A 21,413-nucleotide genomic window follows, 5' to 3' on the forward strand; every position below is an offset into this window, starting at 1 on the left:
CAGAACGTAAGGTGTCAATGATTTTTCATACTGATAGTATAAATGACAGCTCTGAAGAGACACCCCACTCCAAGCCCCAGGTATCCGTCCGCCAGATACCAGAGGACATGTGGAAGGGCGGTGGCATTGTAGTGGATGGGAACTGTGGGAAGGAACAGGGCGCACACGAGGAGAGGATAGGAATATTTGAAAGGAGCCCGGGACAGAGCGCCCAGAAGAAGAGAGAGGAGAAAAGTGGAGAACAGCAGGACGACCACCAGTCCCATCATGTCGGTGGGGCCGGCGGTCAGAGGAAACAGATAAAACATGACAGCCTGTATCAGAACAAGTACGCGCTCTTTCCTGTATTTTTTCATCCTTCTGCCCTCCTTTCCGGGCCGGGGCAGACTACAGTTCTGCCAGCATCTGGGCCGGGTTGTCGGCTGCCTTCACCTTCCCGAAGGCTTTGACGATGGTGCCCTCCTCATCGATCAGGTAGGTGGTGCGCACCACGCCCATGGTCTTTTTCCCGTACATATTTTTCTCCTTCCACACATCGTAGGCCTGGATGCAGGTGAGCTCCGGATCGGAGAGCAGGGTGAAGGGAAGACCGTACTTTTCCTCAAATTTCTTGTGGGAGGCCACGCTGTCCTTGCTGACGCCAAGGACGACAGCGCCCTTCTCGGCAAACTGGGGATAGAGGTCCCCGAAGCCGCAGGCCTGTTTGGTGCAGCCGGGAGTGTTGTCTTTGGGATAAAAATAGAGGATGACCTTCTTTCCCCTGTATTCCTCCAGCGTGTGCATGTCTCCGTTCTGGTCCGGCAGAGAAAATGCCGGTGCCTTTGTTCCGATTTCCAGCATAGTGGTTCCTCCTTTAATCTGAAAATTTATTCTGAAATAAAGGGTATCCCCATCTTGCGCAGGGATTTCCCATAAAATGTCCGGGTTTCCTCGTCGGGGAAGAGCAGCAGGACCTGAAAATTATCTGCAGCAAGGCCTGTGTCGCTGCAGTGCCATTCCACGTCAAAAAGCATTTCCCGAAGCGCCTCCCCGGTGAGCTTTGCTGTTTTCTTTGGAAATCTTATCCGGCGCCTCTACAACCTGCATGCCCTCTTCCAGGGGCTGCGCAGGGGCGCTGTCAATGCAAAGCTTGATGATCATATGTCTGTGTCCCTTCCTTTCTCTGGAGCGGTGTCCTCCTCTCTGACGAGGCTGACCCGCAGAAAACTTTCCTTTACTTTGGCGGCATACTGCAGCTCATAGGACGTTTTTCCATCCAGCATGGCCTGTGAGATAGCCGCGGTCTCCTTCTGGACATCCGCCTCGTGGGCATACCAGCCGAGCATGGTCCTGTTCTTGCCCCAGAAGGAGGAGCTGTCCACTCCGAAGAGGGCAAAATGAGGCGCGTCCGGGTGGCTGGATACGCGCATGGACATCACCTTATAGCAGTTGACCAGCTGTTTGCCGTCGTGGCTGCGGATCATGATCTTGCCTGTGGACACTGCCCCGGGGGCGGGAGCGGGAGAGGCCGGTGACGGGCTCTCGGAAGCAGGGCCTGCCTGCTCCTGGCTGTCTGACTGGTCTGAGACCAGATAGTCCAGGGAGACCTTCAATATCTGGGAGAGGGTGATCATTTTCTCCATCTCCGGGTATCCGTTTCCCTGCTCCCAGCGGGAGATGGCCTGCCTGCTGACATGCAGCTGCGCAGCCAGCTCCTCCTGGGAAATATTTCTTTCCTTTCTTACTGTGCGAAGATTTTCTCCAAAGCTCATAGGGGTGCCTCCTTTTATGTGTGATATGCTGTCAGATCCGGCCGCTTCCATGTGCGGCGGGCCGTTGTGGTATGCCTGTATCATAGCGGAAATGCCCTGAGCAGGCCACCAACCCTGGCTTGCAATAGCGCAACCTGGGGTTGCATTTTATATTTCAGAGGTATATCAGAGGTATTTTGACCCCTCCCGGACACTCAGCTTGTCCATCTTTTCCCCGTAGGTGCGGATAAAGTCCCGCACCCACTCGGGATCAGTCTTTGAGTAATCCCGCAGGCTCCAGCCGATGGCCTTGTTGATGAAAAACTCCCGGCTTCCCAGATTGTTGACGAGGATTTTCTCCAGCAGCTCTGTGTTGGTCTTCTCTTTCCTGCCAAGCTGATGGTCGATGGCGATCCTGCGCAGCCAGAAGTCCTCATCCAGAGACCACTCCAGCATCAGGTCATCCACCCGGCTGTCCTGAAGGCCAATGCGGCCGACGACCTGGTCAAAGAGGTCAATGGTGTCCCACCACTGCTTTGCCTTGATGTAGGTCCTTATCTTAGGGATATCCTCATAAGTGAGCAGGTCATGCATAGTCCTCAGATAGTCTCCCGCCAGATACTGGAATTCCCGGTGCCCGTCTGCGTAGCACTGGTCGAGGAAAGTCCAGTCGATCCTTCCGGCTTTCTTTTCCTGTCTGAGAAAATCTCTGTACAGCGCTCTGCGCTTCGGGGTGGGAAGACCGTAGAAGGGGAACAGTTCCCTCATGTACCTGGACATTTTGACAGCGTTTTCTCTGTCTTCCTGTTCCTCAAATCTCTTTTTGACAGCAAGATATTTTTCCATACTCTGGTTCATTTCTGTACCTCCTGCAGCAGGTCCTCCGGCGCCACTCCAAACAGCTTTGCCAGGGCAATGAGATTGGTAGTGGTGGGCTCCGAGGTGCCGTTTTCCCATTTGGAGACAGCCTGCCTGCTGATGCCCAGCGCCTGGGCCACGAATTCCTGGGTCATCCCACTGTCCGTGCGGTGCTTCCTCAGCACCTCGCCCAGGGATTTCCTTGTCCTGGCCGTCTCAGGGGTGACATTGCCGGACCGGATGTATTTCCTTAGGGCTTTCACGACCAAAATGAAGAGATAGACGCCGCCCACAAAGGTCCCAAGGACATAGATGAGATTAAAAAATGCAATAACAACAGATAAAGCAGATAAAATTTCCATATAGGATCCCTCCTTTTGACAGATACAGCATAGCATATATGCGCAGTTGCATCTATCAACCCGGGCGCAACTTTGCGGTTGCGCGCAAAAAAGCTGCGGCTGAGGTGTTTGAGTCAGACTCTGCGTATGGTTCTTGCGTATTTTCGTCCGGAGTCTTCGGTCACCTTTATCTTTCCCTGCTTTATGAATGTGTCAATCCTCCGGGCGTACCACCAGTCGCAGGTCCCCACCGGATATTTTCCCAGGATATTCCCGATGAGAAGGGCCTGCTTTACAGGTTTGTCAGTGAGCTCCCTCCATATAAGGAAATCGTAGAAATCTTCAGGGACACTGAGGAGTTTCCCGTTGATGATAGCGCGAAGAGGCGCGTTTTCCCTTTGCAGGTCTGTCCACAGCAGCGCGTACATTTCCCGCTCCAGAGAGGAGAGTGGCCTTTCCAGGGGGAGGAAGTCCTGGAATTCATCGTGGGACACCTCGCCCCAGCTCTGACAGGATACAATGCGGCTGCCGTTTGTCCTGTATCTCGGAAGCTCCACTGCGGAGACAGGATTTTTGTAAGACTTCATCCAATCGCAGAGGAAGCAGAGACCGCAGAGGGAGTAGGGGCTGTGACTGTACCATATCCTCACGGCCTGGCCCTGCTTTAGATATTCTTCCAGGCGGGCCAGCTGGCGGACATAAGAGGGACCGGCTTCCTTTAGCTCCTGGCAGGCGGCCTCGTCATGTCCATCCTGGTCCTGACTGTACATGGAGAAGATCAGCTCCTGCCGATAGGAGCTGTCTATCGCTTTTTGGATATCGCCAATGTCCAGCATGAAGGCAAGACAGAGCACCGTGTCCGGTCCGCCCTCCCCTGCCGGGAGAGTGCGGACGGTTTTTGCATACCTCATGCAGGCGGCCTCGCTCTCGCCAAACAAAATGTCAACCATGATCTGCCTCCCCCCTTCGACCTTTTTATCCTCTGTATTATTATCCATAGTGTATCATCTCTGCCCCGCAGTGTCTATTATTTCCACAAGATTGTTTTCATAAATTTGTGCAATATGTCCTATTGCTATCCGCGCCTGTTTTTTATATAATGTAAACCATCTACAGAGAAAATCTTTTCTCTGAGGCTGCCCGGCAGCCATTCTTATTTATGATCATCCGGCATTCGTCCGGGGCGGTTTCCGCTACAGAAATTCCTTTTTATGAAGTCTGCAGACAGGTGAAAAGGTTGCAGTCCGTTATTTTTATGTCTATAATGGAGGTGTAACATCTTTATGTGCATGACGAAAAAAGTAAATATGGTAAATGTGGATGACTCAGAATATCCCACTGCTGACCGGGAATACAAGGACCGGCTCTTCCGGCTCGTGTTCAACAACAAGGAGGACCTCTTGTCCCTTTACAACGCCGTGGCAGGCGCGCAGTATGAGGACCCGGATGAGCTGGAGATCAACACCCTGGGAAATGTTCTCTATCTTTCTATGAAAAATGACATTTCCTTCCTTGTCAGCGGCACTCTGAACTTATATGAGCACCAGAGCACCTACAATCCCAACATGCCCATGAGGGGAGTGCTGTATTTTGCCAGGCTGTACGGAAAAATTATTGCCAAGAACAATATAAATATCTACAGCTCCAGTCCCAGGAATTTTCCTTTTCCCCAGCACATCGTGTTCTACAATGGGACGAAAGAGCAGCCGGATCGGACAGTCCTGCGGCTCTCCGATCTTTTTGAGAGGTGCGGGGAGGGCAAGACCCCGGCGTTGGAATGTATCACAGTGATGCTGAATATCAACTACGGGCACAACCGGGCTCTTATGGAGAAGTGCCGGCGGCTGGAGGAGTACGCCATTTTTGTGGACAGGGTGCGGAGGAACCTGGAGACGGCAGGGCCTCTGGAGGAGGTGCTCATGCGGACTATCGACGACTGCATCAGGGATGGGATTCTGAGGGACATCCTGATCCAGCAGAAGGCGGAGGTGGTGCAGATGATACTGGAGACGTTTGACAAGGAAAGCTATGAAAAAGCTGTAAAGAGCGAGGCCTACGAGGACGGCTATCAGGCCGGGAAAGAATTTGTGCTGAAGGAGAAGGTAAAGAAAAAGCTGTCCAGGGGAAAGACAGCACAGGAGATCGCGGAGGACTTGGAGGAGAGCCTTGAGACAGTGGAAGAGCTGATCACTCAGCTTTCCGGCACGGCTTCTCCATAGCGTAGTTCGTCAGCTGGATACCGCGGCGCTCCACGGTCTGTTCTTTTACAATGCGGTATCCTCTTTTTTCAAAAAAAGGCTTTGCGGTGATGGAAGCGTGGGTCGTAAACCGGACGGGGGAAAGCTCCGGAGAGAGGGCAGCTTCCAGACGGTCGCAGATGGCAGTGGCTATGCCCTGGCGCTGAAAATCTTTATGTACGTAGAGGCGGTCCAGGTAGCCGGTGTCGTCCATATCGCCAAATCCGGCGATGACGCCGCCTTCCTCCGCGACAATGGTGTGGTGGGCCAGCAGCGTGGCCTGCCACTTTTTCATATCCAGTTCTTTTGGAGCCCATGCGTCCAGCTGCTTGGAGGTGTAGTCCCGGGCGCAGACTGTGTGGACCGTATCCTGAAACAGGCGGACGACGGCGGCAAGGTCCTTTGAGGTATATGCTCTGTAGATCATAGGTCTTTCCTCAGGACCTCCTTTGGCGGCTCGATCTCATTGGCCAGCGTGTGTTCGGTGAGCTCGGACAGGAGCCGGAGCTTTTTGTTCAGCATGGGTCTCATGCAGTTGGGGACATGCTCCTGGTGGGCCCGGTGTATGGCTACGCACTCTTTGCAGTTGCCGTGATAGCGGCACGCTTTTTTGCAGGGGCAGTGGTCCTTATCTTTGTATTCCTCCCTGAACTGAGCGGCAAATTCTTCCTGGAGCTTCAGGCCCTCGGCCCGGTTTCCCCTGTGAAACTCTCTCATTGCCTCCAGTTCTTTTGGATTGTTTTCTATGATCATAGGTTCCTCCTGAAATGATGGGGGTTATTTTTTGTTGCTGACTGTCTGTCCAATTTCAATATAAGGCGGATAGGAGGATTTTCCGGGAATATATAGGCCTCTGTCATCAAAGACTTCATATTTGGAAGTATCCTGGACATATATATCCGCAAATTGAATGGGAAGCCCCGGTGAAGTGTAGAAGCTCCGTCCTTGCTGCAGCTGAAAGTGCAGATGGGGTTCGGAGGTGTTGCCGGAATTTCCGCATTGGGCAATCTTTTGCCCCCTTTTGACAGTTTGTCCGACGGATACAAGGATACTGCCTGGTTTGAGGTGAGCCAGCAGAGAGTGTTCGTTTTCTGCGTGGAAAAGCAATATATAGTTTCCACGGATATCCCGGGCATCACAGACGGCCTCTCTTCTGGCAGTGATCCGACTGTCCGGCTGTCCTGTGGATACTTCCGCTACTACGCCATCAGCCGGAGCAAGAATGTCCTTTCCATAGCAATAAAAAGAGGATGGGTCTGCCTCCGGGCCGTGAAAGCTTTTGCCTTCTGCGTCAAGTATGACAAAGTCATAAGCGTATCTCTGGGTGGGAATATCCCAGGAGTGGGATGTTCTTTTCGAAATACCTCCGTTTACAACAACCCATTTTCCCTTAAAAGGAAGAGAATATTCTGCGCACAGACGGCAGTTCCGTATATCCGGGAGGTTCCCGTGGTATCTGTGCTCCAGTGCGATGATGCCCCCCATCTGTTTCAATGACTGGAAAAATACAGAAACATTCATTTTAATGGCCCTCCCTGTTCGGTATAAAAAGCAGCAACTCTAAAGCAGCTCTCCTTTATCACTATATCATCCTCCCGGGACAGTGTATCACTGCACCCTGGGAATGTCCACATTTTTCAGGAAATCACTGGAGGGGATCGCCGCAGGTCGATCCGGTAATACTGGGAAAGCCTTCCCTTTTCATACCGGTCATACTCACAGGACAGTCGGCTGCATGACCCTTGCGGTGCCTCCTTTGTCTACCTGACGGGCGTGTAGTCAATCTTTGACTCTTCCTCGGTGGCCTCCAGCTTGAAGATGACAGGACGCAGTCCGTCATTGCAGGAGACAATGGCAACGCCCGGCTTTCTGATCCAGTCTCCATAGTAGAAGAGGTCCTGCCCTGCGCCGTGGGCCAGGGCGAATACATACTGGTAGATGGCCTTCCAGGCCTCGTCGCACATGCCTTCAGGCTTTGCATAGTCCGCATAGAAGACCTGGCCCTCCTTCAGCATGGGACAGGCGGTCAGCCCCTCGATGCCGTACTCGCCGGCCAGTTCCTTGTCGAGGGTAGTTTTCAGCACAGTGATCTTTACGCATTTCATCATAAATAGTACCTCCGTTTTCTGATGGTTTTTTGATGACCATTGCGGCGGCGCCGGAGCAGAAAGGCCCAGACCTTGCGGGCGGACGCCGGAATGTATTATTATGAAAGTATCCTGAAAATGCAGTCCAGAAAGGGGGAGCTGCCATGCAGACACCCAGATACATTTTTGCAGATGATTTTTCTGCATTTGAAACCTATTTTAAGTCTGTTCCGGGAAGAAGGCGTTCCTTTAAAAAGGGAGACAGCCTGTGGGCCGCGGGACAGCCCTTCTCGCCGGTCTATTATATCTTGTCCGGGCTGGCCCTGACCTGCATCCACCACGAGGAGGGGCACAGGAAGATACTCTCCTTTCACGGAAAGGGGACCGTCTTCCCGGTCTATCACGGCAATCGGTTCAAAATAGAAAGATCCATTGCCACCCAGGCTCTGGAGGATGTGGAAGCGCTGGAATTTTCCCCGCCCCAGTTCCGCCGCATGATGGAAGAGAGCTTTCCTCTCACAGAGACGGTCATTGACTGGTATGCGTCCTACGTCAACCTGCTCCTCTATGAGACGGCGCACCAGGAGTACAACAGCGCCTTCATAAAGCTGTGCAATCTTCTCTATCTCCTGGCAGAAAGAGAGGAGACAGAGGCGGGCCCAGTCATTTATCTGAGCCAGGAGGAGCTGGCGGATATCCTTGCGGCCAACCGGGTCAATCTCTCTAGAAACATCTCCCGTCTCCGGCAGGAGGGCGTCATCGCTACAAGCCGGAAGCAGATCCGCATCCTGCGGCCGGACCTGCTGGCAGCCCACTGCTCCAGCGAGACGCTGTGACAGCCGGACACAGCCAGAGCACCAGCGCACGACTCAGAACATAGCAGGGGGCAGCGGGTGCAGCTGTCCGGCTTCTGCTGCCTGGCCAGGTGCATTACATTATCATCATACACGAAATCAGAGGGATTGTCTGTAGTCTAAGCTACAGAGAGTGCTCTGATTTTTCTGTCATTCAAAAACGGGATGTGCTATAATGGATGATGTATGATGCGGGGCAAAAAGACATGCATTTTTTGACAGCATGCAGATGGCATACAGACAGCATACAGACGGCATGTGATGTCACGGCGATGTGCAGACCCCGCGGTGCCAGGGAGGACTTATGATCATCAGCGCAAGCAGGAGGACCGACATTCCTGCCCTGTATCCGGAGTGGTTTATGAACCGGCTGCTGGCAGAGGAAGTCCTGGTCCCCAACCCCTACAACAGAAAAAAGGTGAGCCGTATCCGCCTTACGCCTGAGGTGGTGGACTGCTTTGTGTTCTGGACGAAAAATCCGGAACCCATGCTGCCCTATCTGAAGATGATCGACAGGCTGGACTACCAGTATTATTTTCAGATGACGGTCACGGACTATGAGAAGGACATAGAACCCCATCTGCCGTCCACGGAGGAGTCCATTGCCACCTTTATCCTTCTGAGCCAGCGGCTGGGGAAAAACAGGGTGGATTTCCGCTTTGATCCCATCCTCCTGACGGAGAAATATACCATTGACTATCACCTTGAGAAATTCGACATGATGTGCCAGTGGCTGCATCCCTATACGACCCGGTGCATTTTCAGCTTTGTGGACTCCTACAGAGGCAGCCCATTCAGGGAGCCGGAGGACGAGGAGAAGGTCATGCTGGCGGAGGGGCTTTCCAAAATTGCCGCCAGGTATGGTCTGCCCCTGTACACCTGCGCGGAGAAGATCGATCTGGAGCAGTACGGCATCCGCCACGCTGCCTGTGTTGACAGGGAGAAGATAAGGGAGATCATCGGATACAAGCTGGACCTGAAGAAGGACAGGGGACAGAGGAAGGAGTGCGGCTGCTGCGAGAGCATTGACATCGGCATGTACGACACCTGCGTCCACGGATGCCACTACTGCTATGCCACGGCCAGCCTTGCCAGCGCCAAGAGCAGGAGGGATGAGCACGACCCGGAGTCCCCCGTCCTGATCGGACATCTGCAGGGAGATGAGACGATCACAGACAGGGAAGTGGAGTCCAGCAGGGACATCCAGCTGTCGCTGTTTGATTTTATGTGAAAATGATCTGTTGGAGGAAGACAATGACCCGTTCTGAGAAAGTATCCTGGCTGATCCGGGAGCTGAAAAAAGAAAATCCAGGCTATGAAGTCATCCGGGAGCCGATGAATGAGACGGAGAAGAGAAGGCTTCTGCGAAGCTTTATGAACGTGCGGTGGCCCGGAAGAGTGAGCCCTGAGTTCCTGCGGGTGCAGGATGAGCTTCTCAGGGAGGAGCTGGAGGAAAAAGGTGTCACAGATGGAGAGGCGCTGCCGGTGATCCGGGAGCAGTATCCCTGCACGGCCATAAAAAACGACGACCGCATCGTGCTCTGGAGGGGAGACATCACCACCCTGGCTGTGGACGCCATAGTCAATGCGGCCAACTCCCAGATGCTGGGCTGCTTTGTCCCCTGCCACGGCTGCATCGACAATGCCATCCACTCGGCAGCGGGGGTCCAGCTGCGGAATGAGTGCGCGGAGCTGATGGAAGCCCAGGGCCACGAGGAGCCCGTGGGAAAGGCAAAGATTACAGGGGGCTACAATCTGCCTGCCAGGCATGTGATTCACACAGTGGGCCCGGTGGTGGGCGTGCAGGTGACGGAAAAGCAGAAGGAGGAGCTGGCCTCCTGCTACAGGAGCTGCCTGAAGCTGGCGGAGAAACAGGGACTTACATCCATTGCTTTCTGCTGTATTTCCACAGGGGAGTTTCATTTTCCTAACAAGTTGGCGGCTCAGATTGCCATAGACGTGATCGATAGGTATTTGTCCGGCTCCAGGCTTGAGCGGGTGGTAATTGATGTTTTTAAGGAAGAGGATCTGCATATTTATCAGAAGATTTTTCGGTAATCGTGTAAAAAAACAGGTTACTTATCCCCCGGACTGGAATAAGTTATCCACATCTGTGGTGGATAAGTGGGCACATCCCAGTTCTTAAGAGTTTATGAAAATTCAGTGAATTCCTTGACAAAACCACACTGTCTGGCTATCATTATGGATAGTTTATGAAAAAGGCGGAGAAGAAGAGGAGTACGCAGGTGTTACCGCTCCACAAAAGAGAGGGCTGTCCGTGGGCTGAGAGGCGGCCTGGAGAAGGAACTGCGGAAGGTAGCTTTGGAGCCGGATGGCTGAATGGCAGACAGCAGGTAAGTCATCCCGGAGTCGTTCACGTTACAGAATAAGAGAAGATATATGGAAGTGTTTCTTCCATATTAAATAAAGGTGGTACCGCGGACAGATATATTCGCCCTTTACGTTTCAGTGAGGGGTGATTTTTTATTCAATAATAACCCTTCACCACATCAGTTACATGTGCTGCGAAGCAGCCGGAAGAATGGTTATGAGGAGGAAGAACATGAGCCAGAACCTGGAGAAGACCTATGATCCAAAGGAGATCGAACCAAAATTATACGACAAGTGGTGTGAGAACAAATACTTCCACGCTGAGGTGGACAGGAGCAGAAAACCTTTTACAACTGTCATGCCGCCCCCGAATATCACAGGAAAGCTGCATATGGGCCACGCCTTGGACAACACACTGCAGGATATCCTGATCCGCTATAAGAGGATGCAGGGATACAATGCCCTGTGGATCCCGGGAACAGACCACGCTGCCATCTCCACAGAGGTGAAGGTGACAAACCAGCTCAAAGAGGAAGGAATTGACAAGAAGGAACTGGGACGGGAGAAATTCCTGGAGCGCACCTGGCAGTGGAAGGAAGAGTACGCGGGAACCATCGAGGGACAGCTCAAGAAGCTGGGTGTTTCCTGTGACTGGGACAGAGAGCGGTTTACCATGGACGAGGGCTGTTCCAGGGCAGTGGAGGAAGTGTTCATCAGCCTGTATGAGAAAGGCTATATCTATAAAGGATCCAGGATCATCAACTGGTGTCCGGTATGTAAGACATCCCTCTCCGACGCGGAAGTGGAGCACGAGGAGCAGGATGGACATTTCTGGCACATCAAGTACCCCATTGTAGGGACAGATGACTATCTGGAGATTGCGACTACCCGTCCGGAGACCATGCTGGGAGATACAGCCATCGCTGTGCATCCGGACGATGAGAGATACAAAGACATCGTAGGAAAGAAATGCCTGCTTCCGCTGACAGACCGGGAGATCCCCATTGTGGCGGACTACTATGTAGACAAAGAATTCGGGACCGGTGCCGTGAAGATCACACCGGCTCACGACCCCAACGACTTTGAGGTGGGAAAACGGCATGACCTGCCCGAGATCAACATCATGAACGACGACGCCACCATCAATGAGCAGTACGGCGGCAAGTACGCCGGCATGGACCGCTATGAGGCGAGAAAAGCCATGGTGAAGGATCTGGAAGAGCAGGGATACCTTGTAAAGGTAGAGCCCCACTCTCACAACGTAGGAACCCACGACCGCTGCCACACCACAGTGGAGCCTCTCATCAAGCAGCAGTGGTTCGTGAAGATGGATGAGCTGGCAAAGCCTGCCATCGAGGCTGTGAAGAACGGCGATCTGAAATTTGTGCCGGAGCGGTTTGACAAGATCTATCTGCACTGGCTTGAAAATATCCGTGACTGGTGTATTTCCCGTCAGATCTGGTGGGGACACCGGATCCCAGCCTACTACTGCGACGAGTGCGGCGAGGTAGTAGTATCCAGGGGAATGCCGGAGAAATGCCCGAAGTGCGGCTGCACCCATCTTACACAGGATGAGGATACGCTGGACACCTGGTTCAGTTCTGCCCTGTGGCCCTTCTCCACGCTGGGATGGCCGGAAAAGAGCGAGGACCTGGACTACTTCTATCCCACAGATGTACTTGTGACAGGATACGATATCATTTTCTTCTGGGTGATCCGCATGGTATTTTCCGGATATGCCCATACAGGAAAGAGCCCCTTCCACACCGTGTTCATCCACGGCCTTGTGAGGGACTCCCTGGGACGCAAGATGAGCAAGTCCTTAGGAAACGGCATTGACCCGCTGGAGATCATTGACCAGTACGGCGCGGACGCCCTGCGTATGACCCTGGTGACAGGAAATGCCCCCGGAAACGACATGCGCTTCTACAATGAGAGAGTGGAGGCCAGCCGTAACTTTGCCAATAAAGTGTGGAATGCTTCCAGGTTCATTCTCATGAACATGGAGGATAAAACGATCACAGAGCCGGAGCTTGAGAAGCTTCTGCCGGCGGATAAGTGGATCCTTTCCAGGTGCAGCAGGCTGATCCGGGATGTCACAGAGAACATGGACAAGTTTGAGCTGGGTATCGCTCTGCAGAAAGTCTATGACTTTATCTGGGATGAGTTCTGTGACTGGTATATCGAGTTTGTAAAACAGAGAATGTACAATGCCAAGGAAGAGCCGGAGTCAGCGAACGTGGCTCTCTGGACTTTAAGGGAAGTGCTGAAAAACGCGCTGAAGCTGCTCCATCCGTTCATGCCTTTCGTGACAGAGGAGATCTACAGCAAACTGATCCCGGAGGAAGAGTCGCTGATGATGTCCGACTGGCCGGAAGCGAAAAAAGAGTGGGAGTTCCCCCAGGCTGAAAATGTGGTGGAACACCTGAAACTCATCGCCAGCGGGGTGAGAAATATCCGGGCGGAGATGAATGTCCCGGCAAACAGGAAAGTCAAGATCTATGTGGTAAGCGAAGACAAGGAGCTGCTTGCGGGCTTCGAGGAGCTGAAAGACGCCATGCTCCGTCTCGCCAACGCGTCAGACTTTATCATGCAGCAGAATAAAGAAGGCATCGGTGAGGACGCTATCTCCGTGGTCGTGCCGGACGCTACCGCCTATCTGCCGCTTGAGGATATGATCGACTTTGACCAGGAGATCGAGCGCCTTACAAAAGAGGAGGCCCGCCTCACAAAGGAGATCGCACGCTCCAACGGCATGCTGGGCAACGAGAAATTTGTCAGCAAGGCTCCCGCCGCCAAAGTGCAGGAGGAGAGGGAGAAGCTGGAAAAATATGAGCAGATGATGGCCCAGGTAAAGGACCGTCTCGCCTCTCTGAAGGATAAGATTTCCAAATAGAATCAAAGGACCGATAAAGCAGACAGCAGGGAGTATATGATTTACAGGGAAAAGGAAAGGGATGACAATGAAAAAAATTCACTTGAAAAAGCCGGATATCAGAGGCACCCTTTATAAGATCAGACATTTGAAAAAAGAAGATGTAAAGGCGTGGCACCGGGCGAGGAAGGAGCGGCGGGAGAGGATCCTGGAGGCCCGCCGCAATGGGCCCTTTGCCCGGAAGATGAAGCCGGTCTACGCGTTTATGAACCGCTTTTCTCTGGTGTTTCATGCCCTGCTGGCATGTCTGATCAATTTTGTGATCGAAGCAATATCCAGACATTCCGCCTTTGAAGCCTGGGACTATATGATGGGGTCACCCCTTGTGTTCCTCTACAATGCGTTTATGATCTTTATGACCTTTACGGTCGTGTACCTGGTGAGGAGGAGGGTCTTCGCCCGCATCGTCATCAGCGTGCTCTGGCTGGTGCTGGGTGTGGCCAACGGCTACATGCTGATGGTCCGGGTGACACCCTTTAATGCCCAGGACCTGAAGGCGGCTGGCGAGGGCCTGGCCCTTATCAACAACTATTTTGATCCCATGGAGCTGGTGCTGGTGATCGTGGGCCTTGCGGCGGTCATCGTGTGGAGTGTCTCCATGTGGAGGCGGGGTGGCCAGTTTGAGGGAAAGATGCACCGCGTCCTGGCGCTCGCCGGCGTGGTGGTGTGCTTCGGATCCTACACCTTCATCTCCCAGGTGGCCCTGGACAAGCGGGTGGTGTCCAACTATTTCGGGAACATTGCCTTTGCCTACGAGGATTACGGTCTTCCCTACTGCTTTATGGCCAGCCTGTTCAACACAGGCATTGACGAGCCCAATGGCTACAGCCAGGAGACCATGGAGGCTGTCAGTGGTGACGGGGAGATAACAAAAACTGAGACAGGCCGGTCCCAGGAGGACCTGCCGAATGTGATCTTCATCCAGCTGGAGTCCTACTTTGACGTGGCCGAGGCGGAGTTTTTCACCACCTCTGAGGATGCCACGCCCAACCTTCACGCCATGGCGGAGCAGTACTCATCTGGCTATTTTAAAGTGCCTTCTGTTGGGGCGGGGACAGCCAACACAGAATTTGAGGTGCTCACTGGTATGAACATGCGCTACTTTGGCCCTGGAGAGTACCCCTACAAGACCATTGTGAAGTTTCAGCCCACGGAGAGTGCTGCCACGGCGTTTGGCGCCCTTGGATACGGGACCCACGCCCTCCACAACAACGGGGGAAATTTCTACAGCCGGGCCAGAGTGTACAATATGATGGGGTTTGACACCTTCACCAGCAAAGAGTTCATGAATATCCTGCAGACCACGGAAAACGGATGGTCCAAGGACGAGATACTCATTGACCATATCCTGGAGGCCATGGATACTACAGAGCAGCAGGATTTTGTGTTTGGCGTCAGCGTCCAGGGCCACGGAGATTACCCGGAGGAGCAGGTCCTCGAGAACCCGAAGATCAAGGTGGAGGGCATTGAGGACGAGGCCCTTAAAAATAAATGGGAATACTATGTGAACCAGGTCTATGAGATGGACAAATTCGCAGGAGACCTGGTGGCTGCCATCGAGGAGAGAGGGGAGCCAACGGTCATCGTGTTTTACGGGGACCACCTTCCCACCATGGGGCTGGAGGCGGAGGACTTAAAGAGCCGCTATCTCTACAATACAAACTATGTGATCTGGGACAACATCGGCCTTGCAAAGGAGGACAGGAACATCCCTTCCTACCAGATCATGGCAGACGTGATGGAGCGTCTGGACATCCACTCCGGTGCAGTCTTCAACTATCACCAGGAGCGCCGGCAGACCAAGAATTACCTGGCAGACCTGGAGCTTCTGCAGTACGATATCATGTACGGAGAGCAGTATGTGTACAATGGCGAACCGCCCATTACCGAGGGACATATGCAGATGGGTGTGAAGGATGTGGAGATCACGGATCTGGTGCCAAAGCTGGAGGAAGGCTACAGTCTGTACGGCGAGAACTTTACCAAGAACAGCCGGGTCTACGTGAACGGCGAGCGGCAGAAGAGTTCCTTCCTGAATAACACCAGGATTGAGCTGCCGGAGACCACTCTGGAAAACGGCGATGTAGTGACTGTCAGCCAGGTGGGGTCCAGCAATACCGTTTTCCGCACCTCCTGCGAGTATATCTACCAGGACGGGACGCTGACAAAGGTGCCGGGAACAGGAAGTGCGGACCAGGAGGGCGTATCCTGGGTAGTGGCAAACGGAGAAGAGGAAGAGTAGATATGACCTATCAGGATGCTGTCAGGTATATAGAAGAGATACCCAGATTTACAGAGAAGCATTCCCTGGCCTATGTACGTGATTTTCTGAAAAGAATGGGAAACCCGGGGATGGACAGAAAGATCATCCATGTGGCGGGAACCAATGGGAAGGGGTCCGTCTGCGCCTACATGCAGGCGGTGCTCCTGGAGATGGGGAGACGGACAGGATTTTTTACGTCCCCCCATCTGATATCCCTGAATGAGCGGATCGTGGTGGACCGGGAACAGATAGATGATGCAGGATTTCTCGCCGTGTTTGAGCAGGTGAAAGAGACAGTGGATGGGATGGCAGCGGACGGCGTCTCCCATCCTTCTTATTTTGAGTTCCTTTTCGGGATGGCCATGCTGGCTTTTGCCCAGGCAGATGTGGAGTATATCATCCTGGAGACCGGGCTGGGGGGACGATTGGACGCCACCAATGCGGTGGAGCACCCGGCTGTCACAGTGATCACCTCCATCAGCCTGGACCACACGGCATACCTGGGAGACACGGTGGAGCAGATCGCAGCTGAGAAGGCCGGGATCATCAAGGCGGGGGTTCCTGTCATCTTTGACGGGACAGAGCCCGGAGCTGCCCGGGTCATTGAGGCCCGGGCGGAGGCGCTCCATGCACCGTGTAGAAAGCTTGGGAAAAATGCGTTCGAAATCCGGGAAATTACCAGGAAACATATTGCATTTTCAAGGGGCAGTGCGTATGATAAAGATGAACTCTGGACCATCCGTGGCTGTGGGACCTATCAGATGATGAACGTGTCCCTGGCTCTTGCGGCGCTGGAGACAGTGCTCCCAAAGGAGTGTATCGACTATGGGAGATGGAAAAGAGCAGTGTCCTCCGTTGTCTGGAAGGGACGGATGGAGGAGATACGGCCGGGGATCTTCCTGGACGGAGCTCACAATCCGGGTGCTGTGGAGGCATTTGCAGACACTCTGGAGGCTCTGGGGGAGAGGGAGCCGGTCATCCTTTTTTCCGCTGTGTCGGACAAGGAGTATGAGGTGATGGCGTCCATCCTGTGTGAAAGGGTGAAGGCCAGTGTGTATATTGTCACAGAAATAAGAGACGGCAGAAGGGTTCCTGCCAGAGAGCTGGGGGAGATGTTCAGGCGCCGCACCCAAAGGCCGGTGCTTGTCTGTCCGGAGCCGGCGGAGGCGGTAAGGGAGGCGGCCCGCCTCGGACAGGGACGCAGCGTGTACTGCATCGGTTCTCTGTACCTGATCGGGGAGCTGCGCAGGCTCATAACAGAAGAGGCCGTCTGCACATAGAGGAGGTACAGGTTTATGCTGAACTATGAGGAAGAACTGAAAAAATTCCAGCCCAGCGTGGAAGTGGAAGATATAGAGGACGCAGTGTATCAGGAGGATCTGACGGATATGAGTGATATCCTGCGGGAGATGATCGAGCAGACAAACAACAGTAAATAGAACAGACAAAGGAAGCCAATAATAAGAAAGAATACGGGGATCATATGGAGTATACACAGAAACTGGTGTACCAGTCCAACTACTGGTACAATGACGGGCTTAAGAGGGCCAGGATCAGGGATATGTCCGGGGCGGTCACATCCCTGAAGAAGAGCCTTCAGTATAACAGGGAGAACATTGCGGCGAGAAACCTCCTGGGACTTGTCTATTACGGACGGGGAGAGGTCGGGGAGGCGCTTGTGGAGTGGATCCTCAGCAAGAATTTCCAGTCCCACGAGAACATCGCCAATTACTATATAAAGAAACTGCAGGAAAATCCGACAGAGCTTGAGAAGGTGAACCAGGCTATCCGCAAGTTCAACCAGAGCCTTTCCTACTGCTATCAGGACGGGGAGGATCTGGCCATTATCCAGCTGAAGAAAGTGGTGGCAGACCACCCCTCCTTTCTGAAGGCCTATCAGCTTTTATCCCTGCTGTACCTGCACACCCAGCAGTACGGGAAAGCGCGCCACACCCTGAAGGAGGCCCACAGGCTGGACACGACCAACGACATTACCCTGCGCTACATGCACGAGCTGAACGAGCTGCGAAGGAACAGAGCCGTGCGCCAGGCGGAGAAGGAAGGGAAAAAGGAGAAGCCCCAGACCGTCACATACAATATCGGCAACGAGACCATCATCCAGCCCGCCTCCGCGGGTGTGAAGGAGAACGCGGGACTGATGACTATCGTGAATATTGTCATCGGTCTGGTGGTGGGGGTGGCTGTCATGTGGTTCCTCATCATGCCGGCTGTGAACAGCTCCACGGCGGAGAGGACCAACCGCCAGGTGAAGGAGTTCAGCGACCAGATCGCGGAGCAGGACGCCCAGATCAGTGCGCTGCAGACAGAGCTGGAGCAGTACCGGGCCAACAGCGAGGCCACGGAGACAGCCCAGCAGACGGCGGCCTCCACCCAGGAGAGCTACGAGATCGTCCTGAACATGTACGACCACTACAGGTCGGAGGACATGAGCGATGCCGCTATGGTGACAGAGCTTTTGAAGGTCAATCCGGACTCCCTGGGGACGGTCGGAAGGGAGCAGTTCGACTCCATGACAGAGGACATCTACGGGCGGTACTGCGAGACGCTGTACTACACGGCGCAGCAGAACTATGAGGTGGCCAACTATGCGGACGCCATCACGAACCTGAACACGGTCATGCAGATGAACGCCGGATACGATGACGGCCAGGCCATGTGGCTCCTGGCTCAGTCCTACGCCGCCTCCGGAGACACGGAGAACGCAAATACATGGACAGAGCGGGTGCAGACAGAGTATCCGAATATCGATACATCCGGGGAAGACGGCTCCGGTGAGGAGTCCTCTGAGTAGAGGGGCTCCGACAGAGAAGCAGAGGTATAAAAAAGACACGAAAGAGAAGGATATACAGAAGAAGGTATATCCTTCTCTTTTTTGTTCCGCGGGAAAGCCCGGTCTTTCCCGCGGCAGGAGGCCCTTCCACGGGCCGAAAAAAGAAAAGGATGGAGGAATGGCAATTGAAGTATCAGGTACAGGAGAACTGTCTCACGATTTTTCTGCCGGAGGATGTGGACCACCACAACGCGGAGGAGATCAAGCGGGAGGCGGACAGGCTCATCGACAGGGAGCACATCCGCTACATCATTTTTGATTTCGCCGACACCGGCTTTATGGACAGCTCCGGCATAGGGGTCATCATGGGGCGCTACAAGAAGGTGTACATGATGGGAGGCGAGGTGTGGGCTGTCCACACCAGCGAGAGGATGAGAAAAATCCTCACCATGTCCGGTGTTATGAAGATCATGCAGATTTATGAGGAGGATAAATAAGATGGAGCGTATAGGGGATGTGACAAATGAGATGGAGCTTTATTTTGACAGCCACTCGTCCAACGAGGCCTTCGCCAGAGTGACGGTGGCAGCCTTTATGACCCAGCTGAACCCCACGGTGGAGGAGGTGTCCGACGTGAAGACGGCCGTGTCAGAGGCGGTCACCAACGCCATCATACACGGCTATGAAAACACACTCCACAAAGTACATATCAGAGCGTGGATCCAGGGGAAGAACCTGTTTCTGGAAGTGTCTGACAAGGGCGTGGGGATCCCGGATGTGAAGAAGGCCATGGAGCCCCTCTTTACCACGAAGCCGGAGATGGAGCGGTCCGGCATGGGATTTTCCTTTATGGAGGCCTTCATGGATGAGCTGGAGGTGGAGTCGGAGCCGGGCAGGGGGACCAGAGTGAAAATGAGAAAGGAGATTGGCAGAGGACGGGAGCTATGGACCACACAATCGCTTTGATACAGAAGTCTCACGAAGGGGATGAGGAGGCGAAAGCACAGATTGTGGAGGAAAATACGGGGCTGATATGGTGCATCGTAAAGCGCTTCCGGGGGCGGGGAGCGGAGGTGGAGGACCTGTTCCAGATCGGGAGCATCGGACTTCTTAAGGCCATCGACAAGTTTGACCTGTCCTATGACGTGAAGTTTTCCACCTACGCAGTGCCTATGATATCCGGGGAGATCAAGCGCTTTCTGCGGGATGACGGCATGATCAAGGTGAGCCGCTCTCTGAAGGAGACCGCCGGCAGGGCAAATGTGTGCAGGGAAAAGCTGCGGGAGCGGACAGGGAGGGAACCCACGGTGGAGGAGGTGGCCCGGGCGGCCGGCGTGGAGACCGAGGAGCTGGTGCTTGCCATGGAGGCGGGGGCGGAAGTGGAGTCTCTCCACAAGACCATCTATCAGAAGGATGGGCGTGAGATACAGCTTTTGGACAAGCTGGAGGAGAGAGAGGAAAGAGAGGAGAAGCTCCTGGACCATATGCTCCTCTCCCAGCTCCTGGAGCAGCTTGAACCCCAGGAGAGGCGCCTCATCTACCTGCGCTATTTTGCGGACAAGACGCAGACAGAGGTGGGAAAGCTGATGGGGATATCCCAGGTCCAGGTTTCCCGGATGGAAAAGAAGATACTGGAAAGGATGCGGGAGAAAATCTGAAAAAGGCATACCCTGACGCATATTTTTCTTATGTCTTATCCATACTATTCCCAGAAACGGCAGCGAAGGAGGAGTGGATATGGAGAAAGCCAGGAAAAAGATAAGGGTATGCCTTCTCTGTGTGGTGGCTCTGGCCGTGATCCTGGGGGCTGTCTGGTATTTCCAGGAGATGAAGAAAAATACGAGTGTGACAGAAGGAACTTTGGTGGAGGCGGAAGACGCCCTGCCGGGTACAGATGGAGAGAAACTATGGCGGACAGGACAGATACAGTCTATATAAAGGCAGACGGCAACGTGGAGGTAGACAAACCGTCTGTGACCGTGGGGGATGTATTTCAGATAGAGTGCGCCGGGGCGCTCCAGAAGGCGAAGATAAAGACCATACGCCTGTTCCGGTTCCGGGAGGGGGAGAGAACGGCCGGGAATAAAAAGGTCATGCGGAGGGCTCTCTCTGTCCTGAAGGCGATCGAGGCGATACATGCGGAGTTCCCTAAGGCGGAGGTGGTGAGCCTTGGCAGCCCGGATGTGATCGTCACCTACAGGGAGCCCGGGTCAGGGGGAAAGCTCCTGCATGCGGTAAAGACGGCGGGAGTGGCGGTGCTGACATTTGCCGGTGCCGCTTTCTCCATCATGGCCTTCAACAATGACGTGGATGTCACAAGGCTTTTCAGCCAGGTCTACGAGCTGGTCACGGGAACCAGGGAGCAGGGCTTTACCGTCCTGGAGCTGAGTTACAGCATCGGTCTGGTGGCAGGCATACTGATATTCTTCGATCATTTCGGCAAAAGGCGCTTCTCGGAGGATCCCACGCCTATCGAGGTGCAGATGCGGACCTACGAGGGGGAGATACAGAATGCGCTCATCGAGTCGTATTCCAGAAAGGGGAAGGAGCTGGATGTGGATACAGCAGATCATCCTGGGAATCCTGGGGCTTAGCGCCGGCATCACTGTGGCGGGAGGACTGTTCTCCTTTATCATAGAGCTTGGGGTCCTGGCTGATTTTGCGGACAGGACACACACGGGGGACAGCATCCTCTTGTACGAGGACGCGGCGGCCCTGGGCGGCGCGGCGGGCAATCTGCTCTTTGTCTACCAGATCCCGCTGCCCGGGGGAGAGCCCCTCCTGGCCGTCTTCGGGCTGCTGGCCGGGATTTTTACCGGGTGCTGGGCCATGGCCCTGGCGGAGGTGCTGAATGTATTCCCGGTCTTTATCCGGAGGATCGATCTGGCAAAGTGCGTCTCCTGGGCGATCCTGGGAATGGCCCTGGGAAAGGGAGCGGGAGCGGTGCTGTTCTTCTGGAACCAGTGGGGGAGCTAGGCCCTGCCGG

27 protein-coding genes and 1 other annotated feature are annotated in these 21,413 nt (G+C 54.0%); of the genes, 15 read left to right on the forward strand and 12 right to left on the reverse strand.

All coding sequences use genetic code 11. The annotated features are described in order from the left end of the window. Positions 1–14 precede the first annotated feature (14 nt). From B5E62_RS08980 to B5E62_RS09005, 8 genes are all read right to left on the reverse strand, one after another. Positions 15–356, reverse strand: coding sequence for a hypothetical protein (locus B5E62_RS08980; protein ID WP_087174261.1), 342 nt, complete (start codon positions 354–356; stop codon positions 15–17). A gap of 31 nt (positions 357–387) precedes the next feature. Continuing rightward, positions 388–840, reverse strand: a complete 453-nt coding sequence (bcp, locus tag B5E62_RS08985; protein WP_087174262.1) for a thioredoxin-dependent thiol peroxidase — start codon at positions 838–840, stop codon at positions 388–390. A gap of 26 nt (positions 841–866) precedes the next feature. Beyond that, on the reverse strand, positions 867–1,013 hold the full coding sequence (locus tag B5E62_RS16915) for a hypothetical protein (protein ID WP_162610288.1): 147 nt from the start codon (positions 1,011–1,013) through the stop codon (positions 867–869). Further along, the gene (locus B5E62_RS16920; RefSeq protein ID WP_162610289.1) at positions 1,003–1,140 is read right to left on the reverse strand and encodes a hypothetical protein; all 138 of its coding nucleotides are present in this window, start codon (positions 1,138–1,140) and stop codon (positions 1,003–1,005) included. Before B5E62_RS16920 ends, B5E62_RS16915 begins: the two co-directional genes overlap by 11 nt. Beyond that, the gene (locus B5E62_RS08990) at positions 1,137–1,751 is read right to left on the reverse strand and encodes a helix-turn-helix domain-containing protein (protein ID WP_087174263.1); all 615 of its coding nucleotides are present in this window, start codon (positions 1,749–1,751) and stop codon (positions 1,137–1,139) included. The genes B5E62_RS16920 and B5E62_RS08990 overlap by 4 nt, the downstream gene beginning before the upstream one ends. 165 nt (positions 1,752–1,916) lie before the next feature. After that, on the reverse strand, positions 1,917–2,588 hold the full coding sequence (locus tag B5E62_RS08995) for a DNA alkylation repair protein (protein ID WP_242957794.1): 672 nt from the start codon (positions 2,586–2,588) through the stop codon (positions 1,917–1,919). After that, the gene (locus tag B5E62_RS09000; protein ID WP_087174264.1) at positions 2,585–2,950 is read right to left on the reverse strand and encodes a helix-turn-helix domain-containing protein; all 366 of its coding nucleotides are present in this window, start codon (positions 2,948–2,950) and stop codon (positions 2,585–2,587) included. Before B5E62_RS09000 ends, B5E62_RS08995 begins: the two co-directional genes overlap by 4 nt. A 113-nt stretch (positions 2,951–3,063) precedes the next feature. Then, positions 3,064–3,879, reverse strand: a complete 816-nt coding sequence (locus B5E62_RS09005) for a DUF3658 domain-containing protein (RefSeq protein ID WP_242957796.1) — start codon at positions 3,877–3,879, stop codon at positions 3,064–3,066. Positions 3,880–4,218: 339 nt separating this feature from the next. On the opposite strand from B5E62_RS09005, the gene B5E62_RS09010 reads away from it, so the two are divergent. Then, positions 4,219–5,148, forward strand: a complete 930-nt coding sequence (locus B5E62_RS09010) for a hypothetical protein (RefSeq protein WP_143468833.1) — start codon at positions 4,219–4,221, stop codon at positions 5,146–5,148. On the opposite strand, the gene B5E62_RS09015 is transcribed toward B5E62_RS09010, so the two are convergent. From B5E62_RS09015 to B5E62_RS09030, 4 genes are all read right to left on the reverse strand, one after another. Next, the gene (locus B5E62_RS09015; RefSeq protein ID WP_087174267.1) at positions 5,117–5,593 is read right to left on the reverse strand and encodes a GNAT family N-acetyltransferase; all 477 of its coding nucleotides are present in this window, start codon (positions 5,591–5,593) and stop codon (positions 5,117–5,119) included. The genes B5E62_RS09010 and B5E62_RS09015 overlap by 32 nt on opposite strands. Beyond that, positions 5,590–5,919 (reverse strand): hypothetical protein, encoded by a 330-nt coding sequence (locus B5E62_RS09020; protein ID WP_033125671.1) that lies wholly within the window; start codon positions 5,917–5,919, stop codon positions 5,590–5,592. The genes B5E62_RS09015 and B5E62_RS09020 overlap by 4 nt, the downstream gene beginning before the upstream one ends. Positions 5,920–5,943: 24 nt before the next feature. Continuing rightward, on the reverse strand, positions 5,944–6,687 hold the full coding sequence (locus B5E62_RS17645) for a M23 family metallopeptidase (RefSeq protein ID WP_087174268.1): 744 nt from the start codon (positions 6,685–6,687) through the stop codon (positions 5,944–5,946). 239 nt (positions 6,688–6,926) lie between these two features. Continuing rightward, positions 6,927–7,271, reverse strand: a complete 345-nt coding sequence (locus tag B5E62_RS09030) for a TIGR04076 family protein (RefSeq protein WP_087174290.1) — start codon at positions 7,269–7,271, stop codon at positions 6,927–6,929. 146 nt (positions 7,272–7,417) lie between these two features. Here B5E62_RS09030 and B5E62_RS09035 point away from each other — a divergent pair, with 146 nt between their 5' ends. The 14 genes from B5E62_RS09035 (at position 7,418) to B5E62_RS09095 (ending at position 21,403) form a co-directional block, all read left to right on the forward strand. Further along, positions 7,418–8,089: a Crp/Fnr family transcriptional regulator gene (locus B5E62_RS09035; protein ID WP_087174269.1), complete on the forward strand. Its 672-nt coding sequence runs from the start codon at positions 7,418–7,420 to the stop codon at positions 8,087–8,089. A gap of 322 nt (positions 8,090–8,411) precedes the next feature. Then, the gene (locus B5E62_RS09040; RefSeq protein WP_087174270.1) at positions 8,412–9,338 is read left to right on the forward strand and encodes a DUF1848 domain-containing protein; all 927 of its coding nucleotides are present in this window, start codon (positions 8,412–8,414) and stop codon (positions 9,336–9,338) included. 23 nt (positions 9,339–9,361) lie between these two features. After that, positions 9,362–10,165: a protein-ADP-ribose hydrolase gene (locus B5E62_RS09045; RefSeq protein ID WP_087174271.1), complete on the forward strand. Its 804-nt coding sequence runs from the start codon at positions 9,362–9,364 to the stop codon at positions 10,163–10,165. Positions 10,166–10,323: 158 nt separating this feature from the next. Beyond that, positions 10,324–10,570 (forward strand) — a binding site (T-box leader). A gap of 100 nt (positions 10,571–10,670) precedes the next feature. After that, positions 10,671–13,334, forward strand: coding sequence for a valine--tRNA ligase (locus tag B5E62_RS09050; protein WP_087174272.1), 2,664 nt, complete (start codon positions 10,671–10,673; stop codon positions 13,332–13,334). Between the two features lie 67 nt (positions 13,335–13,401). Next, positions 13,402–15,615, forward strand: coding sequence for an LTA synthase family protein (locus B5E62_RS09055; RefSeq protein ID WP_087174273.1), 2,214 nt, complete (start codon positions 13,402–13,404; stop codon positions 15,613–15,615). 2 nt (positions 15,616–15,617) lie between these two features. Next, complete coding sequence (locus tag B5E62_RS09060; protein WP_087174274.1) at positions 15,618–16,916, forward strand: bifunctional folylpolyglutamate synthase/dihydrofolate synthase; 1,299 nt, start codon at positions 15,618–15,620, stop codon at positions 16,914–16,916. Positions 16,917–16,931: 15 nt separating this feature from the next. Continuing rightward, the gene (locus tag B5E62_RS17070) at positions 16,932–17,075 is read left to right on the forward strand and encodes a hypothetical protein (RefSeq protein ID WP_164488608.1); all 144 of its coding nucleotides are present in this window, start codon (positions 16,932–16,934) and stop codon (positions 17,073–17,075) included. Between the two features lie 44 nt (positions 17,076–17,119). Continuing rightward, positions 17,120–18,448, forward strand: a complete 1,329-nt coding sequence (locus B5E62_RS09065; protein ID WP_087174275.1) for a tetratricopeptide repeat protein — start codon at positions 17,120–17,122, stop codon at positions 18,446–18,448. Between the two features lie 164 nt (positions 18,449–18,612). Beyond that, entirely contained in the window at positions 18,613–18,924 is a 312-nt protein-coding gene (locus B5E62_RS09070) for an STAS domain-containing protein (protein ID WP_087174276.1), read from the forward strand. Position 18,925: 1 nt separating this feature from the next. After that, the gene (gene spoIIAB / locus B5E62_RS09075) at positions 18,926–19,393 is read left to right on the forward strand and encodes an anti-sigma F factor (RefSeq protein ID WP_087174277.1); all 468 of its coding nucleotides are present in this window, start codon (positions 18,926–18,928) and stop codon (positions 19,391–19,393) included. Further along, positions 19,372–20,085, forward strand: a complete 714-nt coding sequence (gene sigF, locus B5E62_RS09080; RefSeq protein ID WP_087174278.1) for an RNA polymerase sporulation sigma factor SigF — start codon at positions 19,372–19,374, stop codon at positions 20,083–20,085. The genes spoIIAB and sigF overlap by 22 nt, the downstream gene beginning before the upstream one ends. 79 nt (positions 20,086–20,164) lie before the next feature. Beyond that, on the forward strand, positions 20,165–20,365 hold the full coding sequence (locus tag B5E62_RS09085) for a hypothetical protein (RefSeq protein ID WP_076776171.1): 201 nt from the start codon (positions 20,165–20,167) through the stop codon (positions 20,363–20,365). Beyond that, positions 20,335–21,021 (forward strand): stage V sporulation protein AA, encoded by a 687-nt coding sequence (locus B5E62_RS09090; RefSeq protein ID WP_087174279.1) that lies wholly within the window; start codon positions 20,335–20,337, stop codon positions 21,019–21,021. Before B5E62_RS09085 ends, B5E62_RS09090 begins: the two co-directional genes overlap by 31 nt. Then, positions 20,981–21,403 carry a stage V sporulation protein AB gene (locus tag B5E62_RS09095; RefSeq protein ID WP_087174280.1) on the forward strand — a complete coding sequence of 141 codons (423 nt, stop codon included), beginning with the start codon at positions 20,981–20,983 and terminating at the stop codon, positions 21,401–21,403. The genes B5E62_RS09090 and B5E62_RS09095 overlap by 41 nt, the downstream gene beginning before the upstream one ends. Positions 21,404–21,413 lie beyond the last annotated feature (10 nt).

Origin of the sequence: Lachnoclostridium sp. An118, assembly GCF_002160985.1 — a bacterium.
Taxonomy (GTDB): Bacteria; Bacillota; Clostridia; order Lachnospirales; family Lachnospiraceae; genus Claveliimonas; species Claveliimonas stercoravium.

Bases quoted from the DNA above. Each gene is read 5' to 3' on its own strand.
- B5E62_RS08980 (WP_087174261.1), bottom strand. From the start codon at position 356: ATGAAAAAATACAGGAAAGAGCGCGTACTTGTTCTGATACAGGCTGTC.
- bcp (WP_087174262.1), bottom strand. From the start codon at position 840: ATGCTGGAAATCGGAACAAAGGCACCGGCATTTTCTCTGCCGGACCAG.
- B5E62_RS16915 (WP_162610288.1), bottom strand. From the start codon at position 1,013: ATGCTTTTTGACGTGGAATGGCACTGCAGCGACACAGGCCTTGCTGCA.
- B5E62_RS16920 (WP_162610289.1), bottom strand. From the start codon at position 1,140: ATGATCATCAAGCTTTGCATTGACAGCGCCCCTGCGCAGCCCCTGGAA.
- B5E62_RS08990 (WP_087174263.1), bottom strand. From the start codon at position 1,751: ATGAGCTTTGGAGAAAATCTTCGCACAGTAAGAAAGGAAAGAAATATT.
- B5E62_RS08995 (WP_242957794.1), bottom strand. From the start codon at position 2,588: ATGAACCAGAGTATGGAAAAATATCTTGCTGTCAAAAAGAGATTTGAG.
- B5E62_RS09000 (WP_087174264.1), bottom strand. From the start codon at position 2,950: ATGGAAATTTTATCTGCTTTATCTGTTGTTATTGCATTTTTTAATCTC.
- B5E62_RS09005 (WP_242957796.1), bottom strand. From the start codon at position 3,879: ATGGTTGACATTTTGTTTGGCGAGAGCGAGGCCGCCTGCATGAGGTAT.
- B5E62_RS09010 (WP_143468833.1), top strand. From the start codon at position 4,219: ATGACGAAAAAAGTAAATATGGTAAATGTGGATGACTCAGAATATCCC.
- B5E62_RS09015 (WP_087174267.1), bottom strand. From the start codon at position 5,593: ATGATCTACAGAGCATATACCTCAAAGGACCTTGCCGCCGTCGTCCGC.
- B5E62_RS09020 (WP_033125671.1), bottom strand. From the start codon at position 5,919: ATGATCATAGAAAACAATCCAAAAGAACTGGAGGCAATGAGAGAGTTT.
- B5E62_RS17645 (WP_087174268.1), bottom strand. From the start codon at position 6,687: ATGAATGTTTCTGTATTTTTCCAGTCATTGAAACAGATGGGGGGCATC.
- B5E62_RS09030 (WP_087174290.1), bottom strand. From the start codon at position 7,271: ATGAAATGCGTAAAGATCACTGTGCTGAAAACTACCCTCGACAAGGAA.
- B5E62_RS09035 (WP_087174269.1), top strand. From the start codon at position 7,418: ATGCAGACACCCAGATACATTTTTGCAGATGATTTTTCTGCATTTGAA.
- B5E62_RS09040 (WP_087174270.1), top strand. From the start codon at position 8,412: ATGATCATCAGCGCAAGCAGGAGGACCGACATTCCTGCCCTGTATCCG.
- B5E62_RS09045 (WP_087174271.1), top strand. From the start codon at position 9,362: ATGACCCGTTCTGAGAAAGTATCCTGGCTGATCCGGGAGCTGAAAAAA.
- B5E62_RS09050 (WP_087174272.1), top strand. From the start codon at position 10,671: ATGAGCCAGAACCTGGAGAAGACCTATGATCCAAAGGAGATCGAACCA.
- B5E62_RS09055 (WP_087174273.1), top strand. From the start codon at position 13,402: ATGAAAAAAATTCACTTGAAAAAGCCGGATATCAGAGGCACCCTTTAT.
- B5E62_RS09060 (WP_087174274.1), top strand. From the start codon at position 15,618: ATGACCTATCAGGATGCTGTCAGGTATATAGAAGAGATACCCAGATTT.
- B5E62_RS17070 (WP_164488608.1), top strand. From the start codon at position 16,932: ATGCTGAACTATGAGGAAGAACTGAAAAAATTCCAGCCCAGCGTGGAA.
- B5E62_RS09065 (WP_087174275.1), top strand. From the start codon at position 17,120: ATGGAGTATACACAGAAACTGGTGTACCAGTCCAACTACTGGTACAAT.
- spoIIAB (WP_087174277.1), top strand. From the start codon at position 18,926: ATGGAGCGTATAGGGGATGTGACAAATGAGATGGAGCTTTATTTTGAC.
- sigF (WP_087174278.1), top strand. From the start codon at position 19,372: ATGGACCACACAATCGCTTTGATACAGAAGTCTCACGAAGGGGATGAG.
- B5E62_RS09085 (WP_076776171.1), top strand. From the start codon at position 20,165: ATGGAGAAAGCCAGGAAAAAGATAAGGGTATGCCTTCTCTGTGTGGTG.
- B5E62_RS09090 (WP_087174279.1), top strand. From the start codon at position 20,335: ATGGCGGACAGGACAGATACAGTCTATATAAAGGCAGACGGCAACGTG.
- B5E62_RS09095 (WP_087174280.1), top strand. From the start codon at position 20,981: ATGTGGATACAGCAGATCATCCTGGGAATCCTGGGGCTTAGCGCCGGC.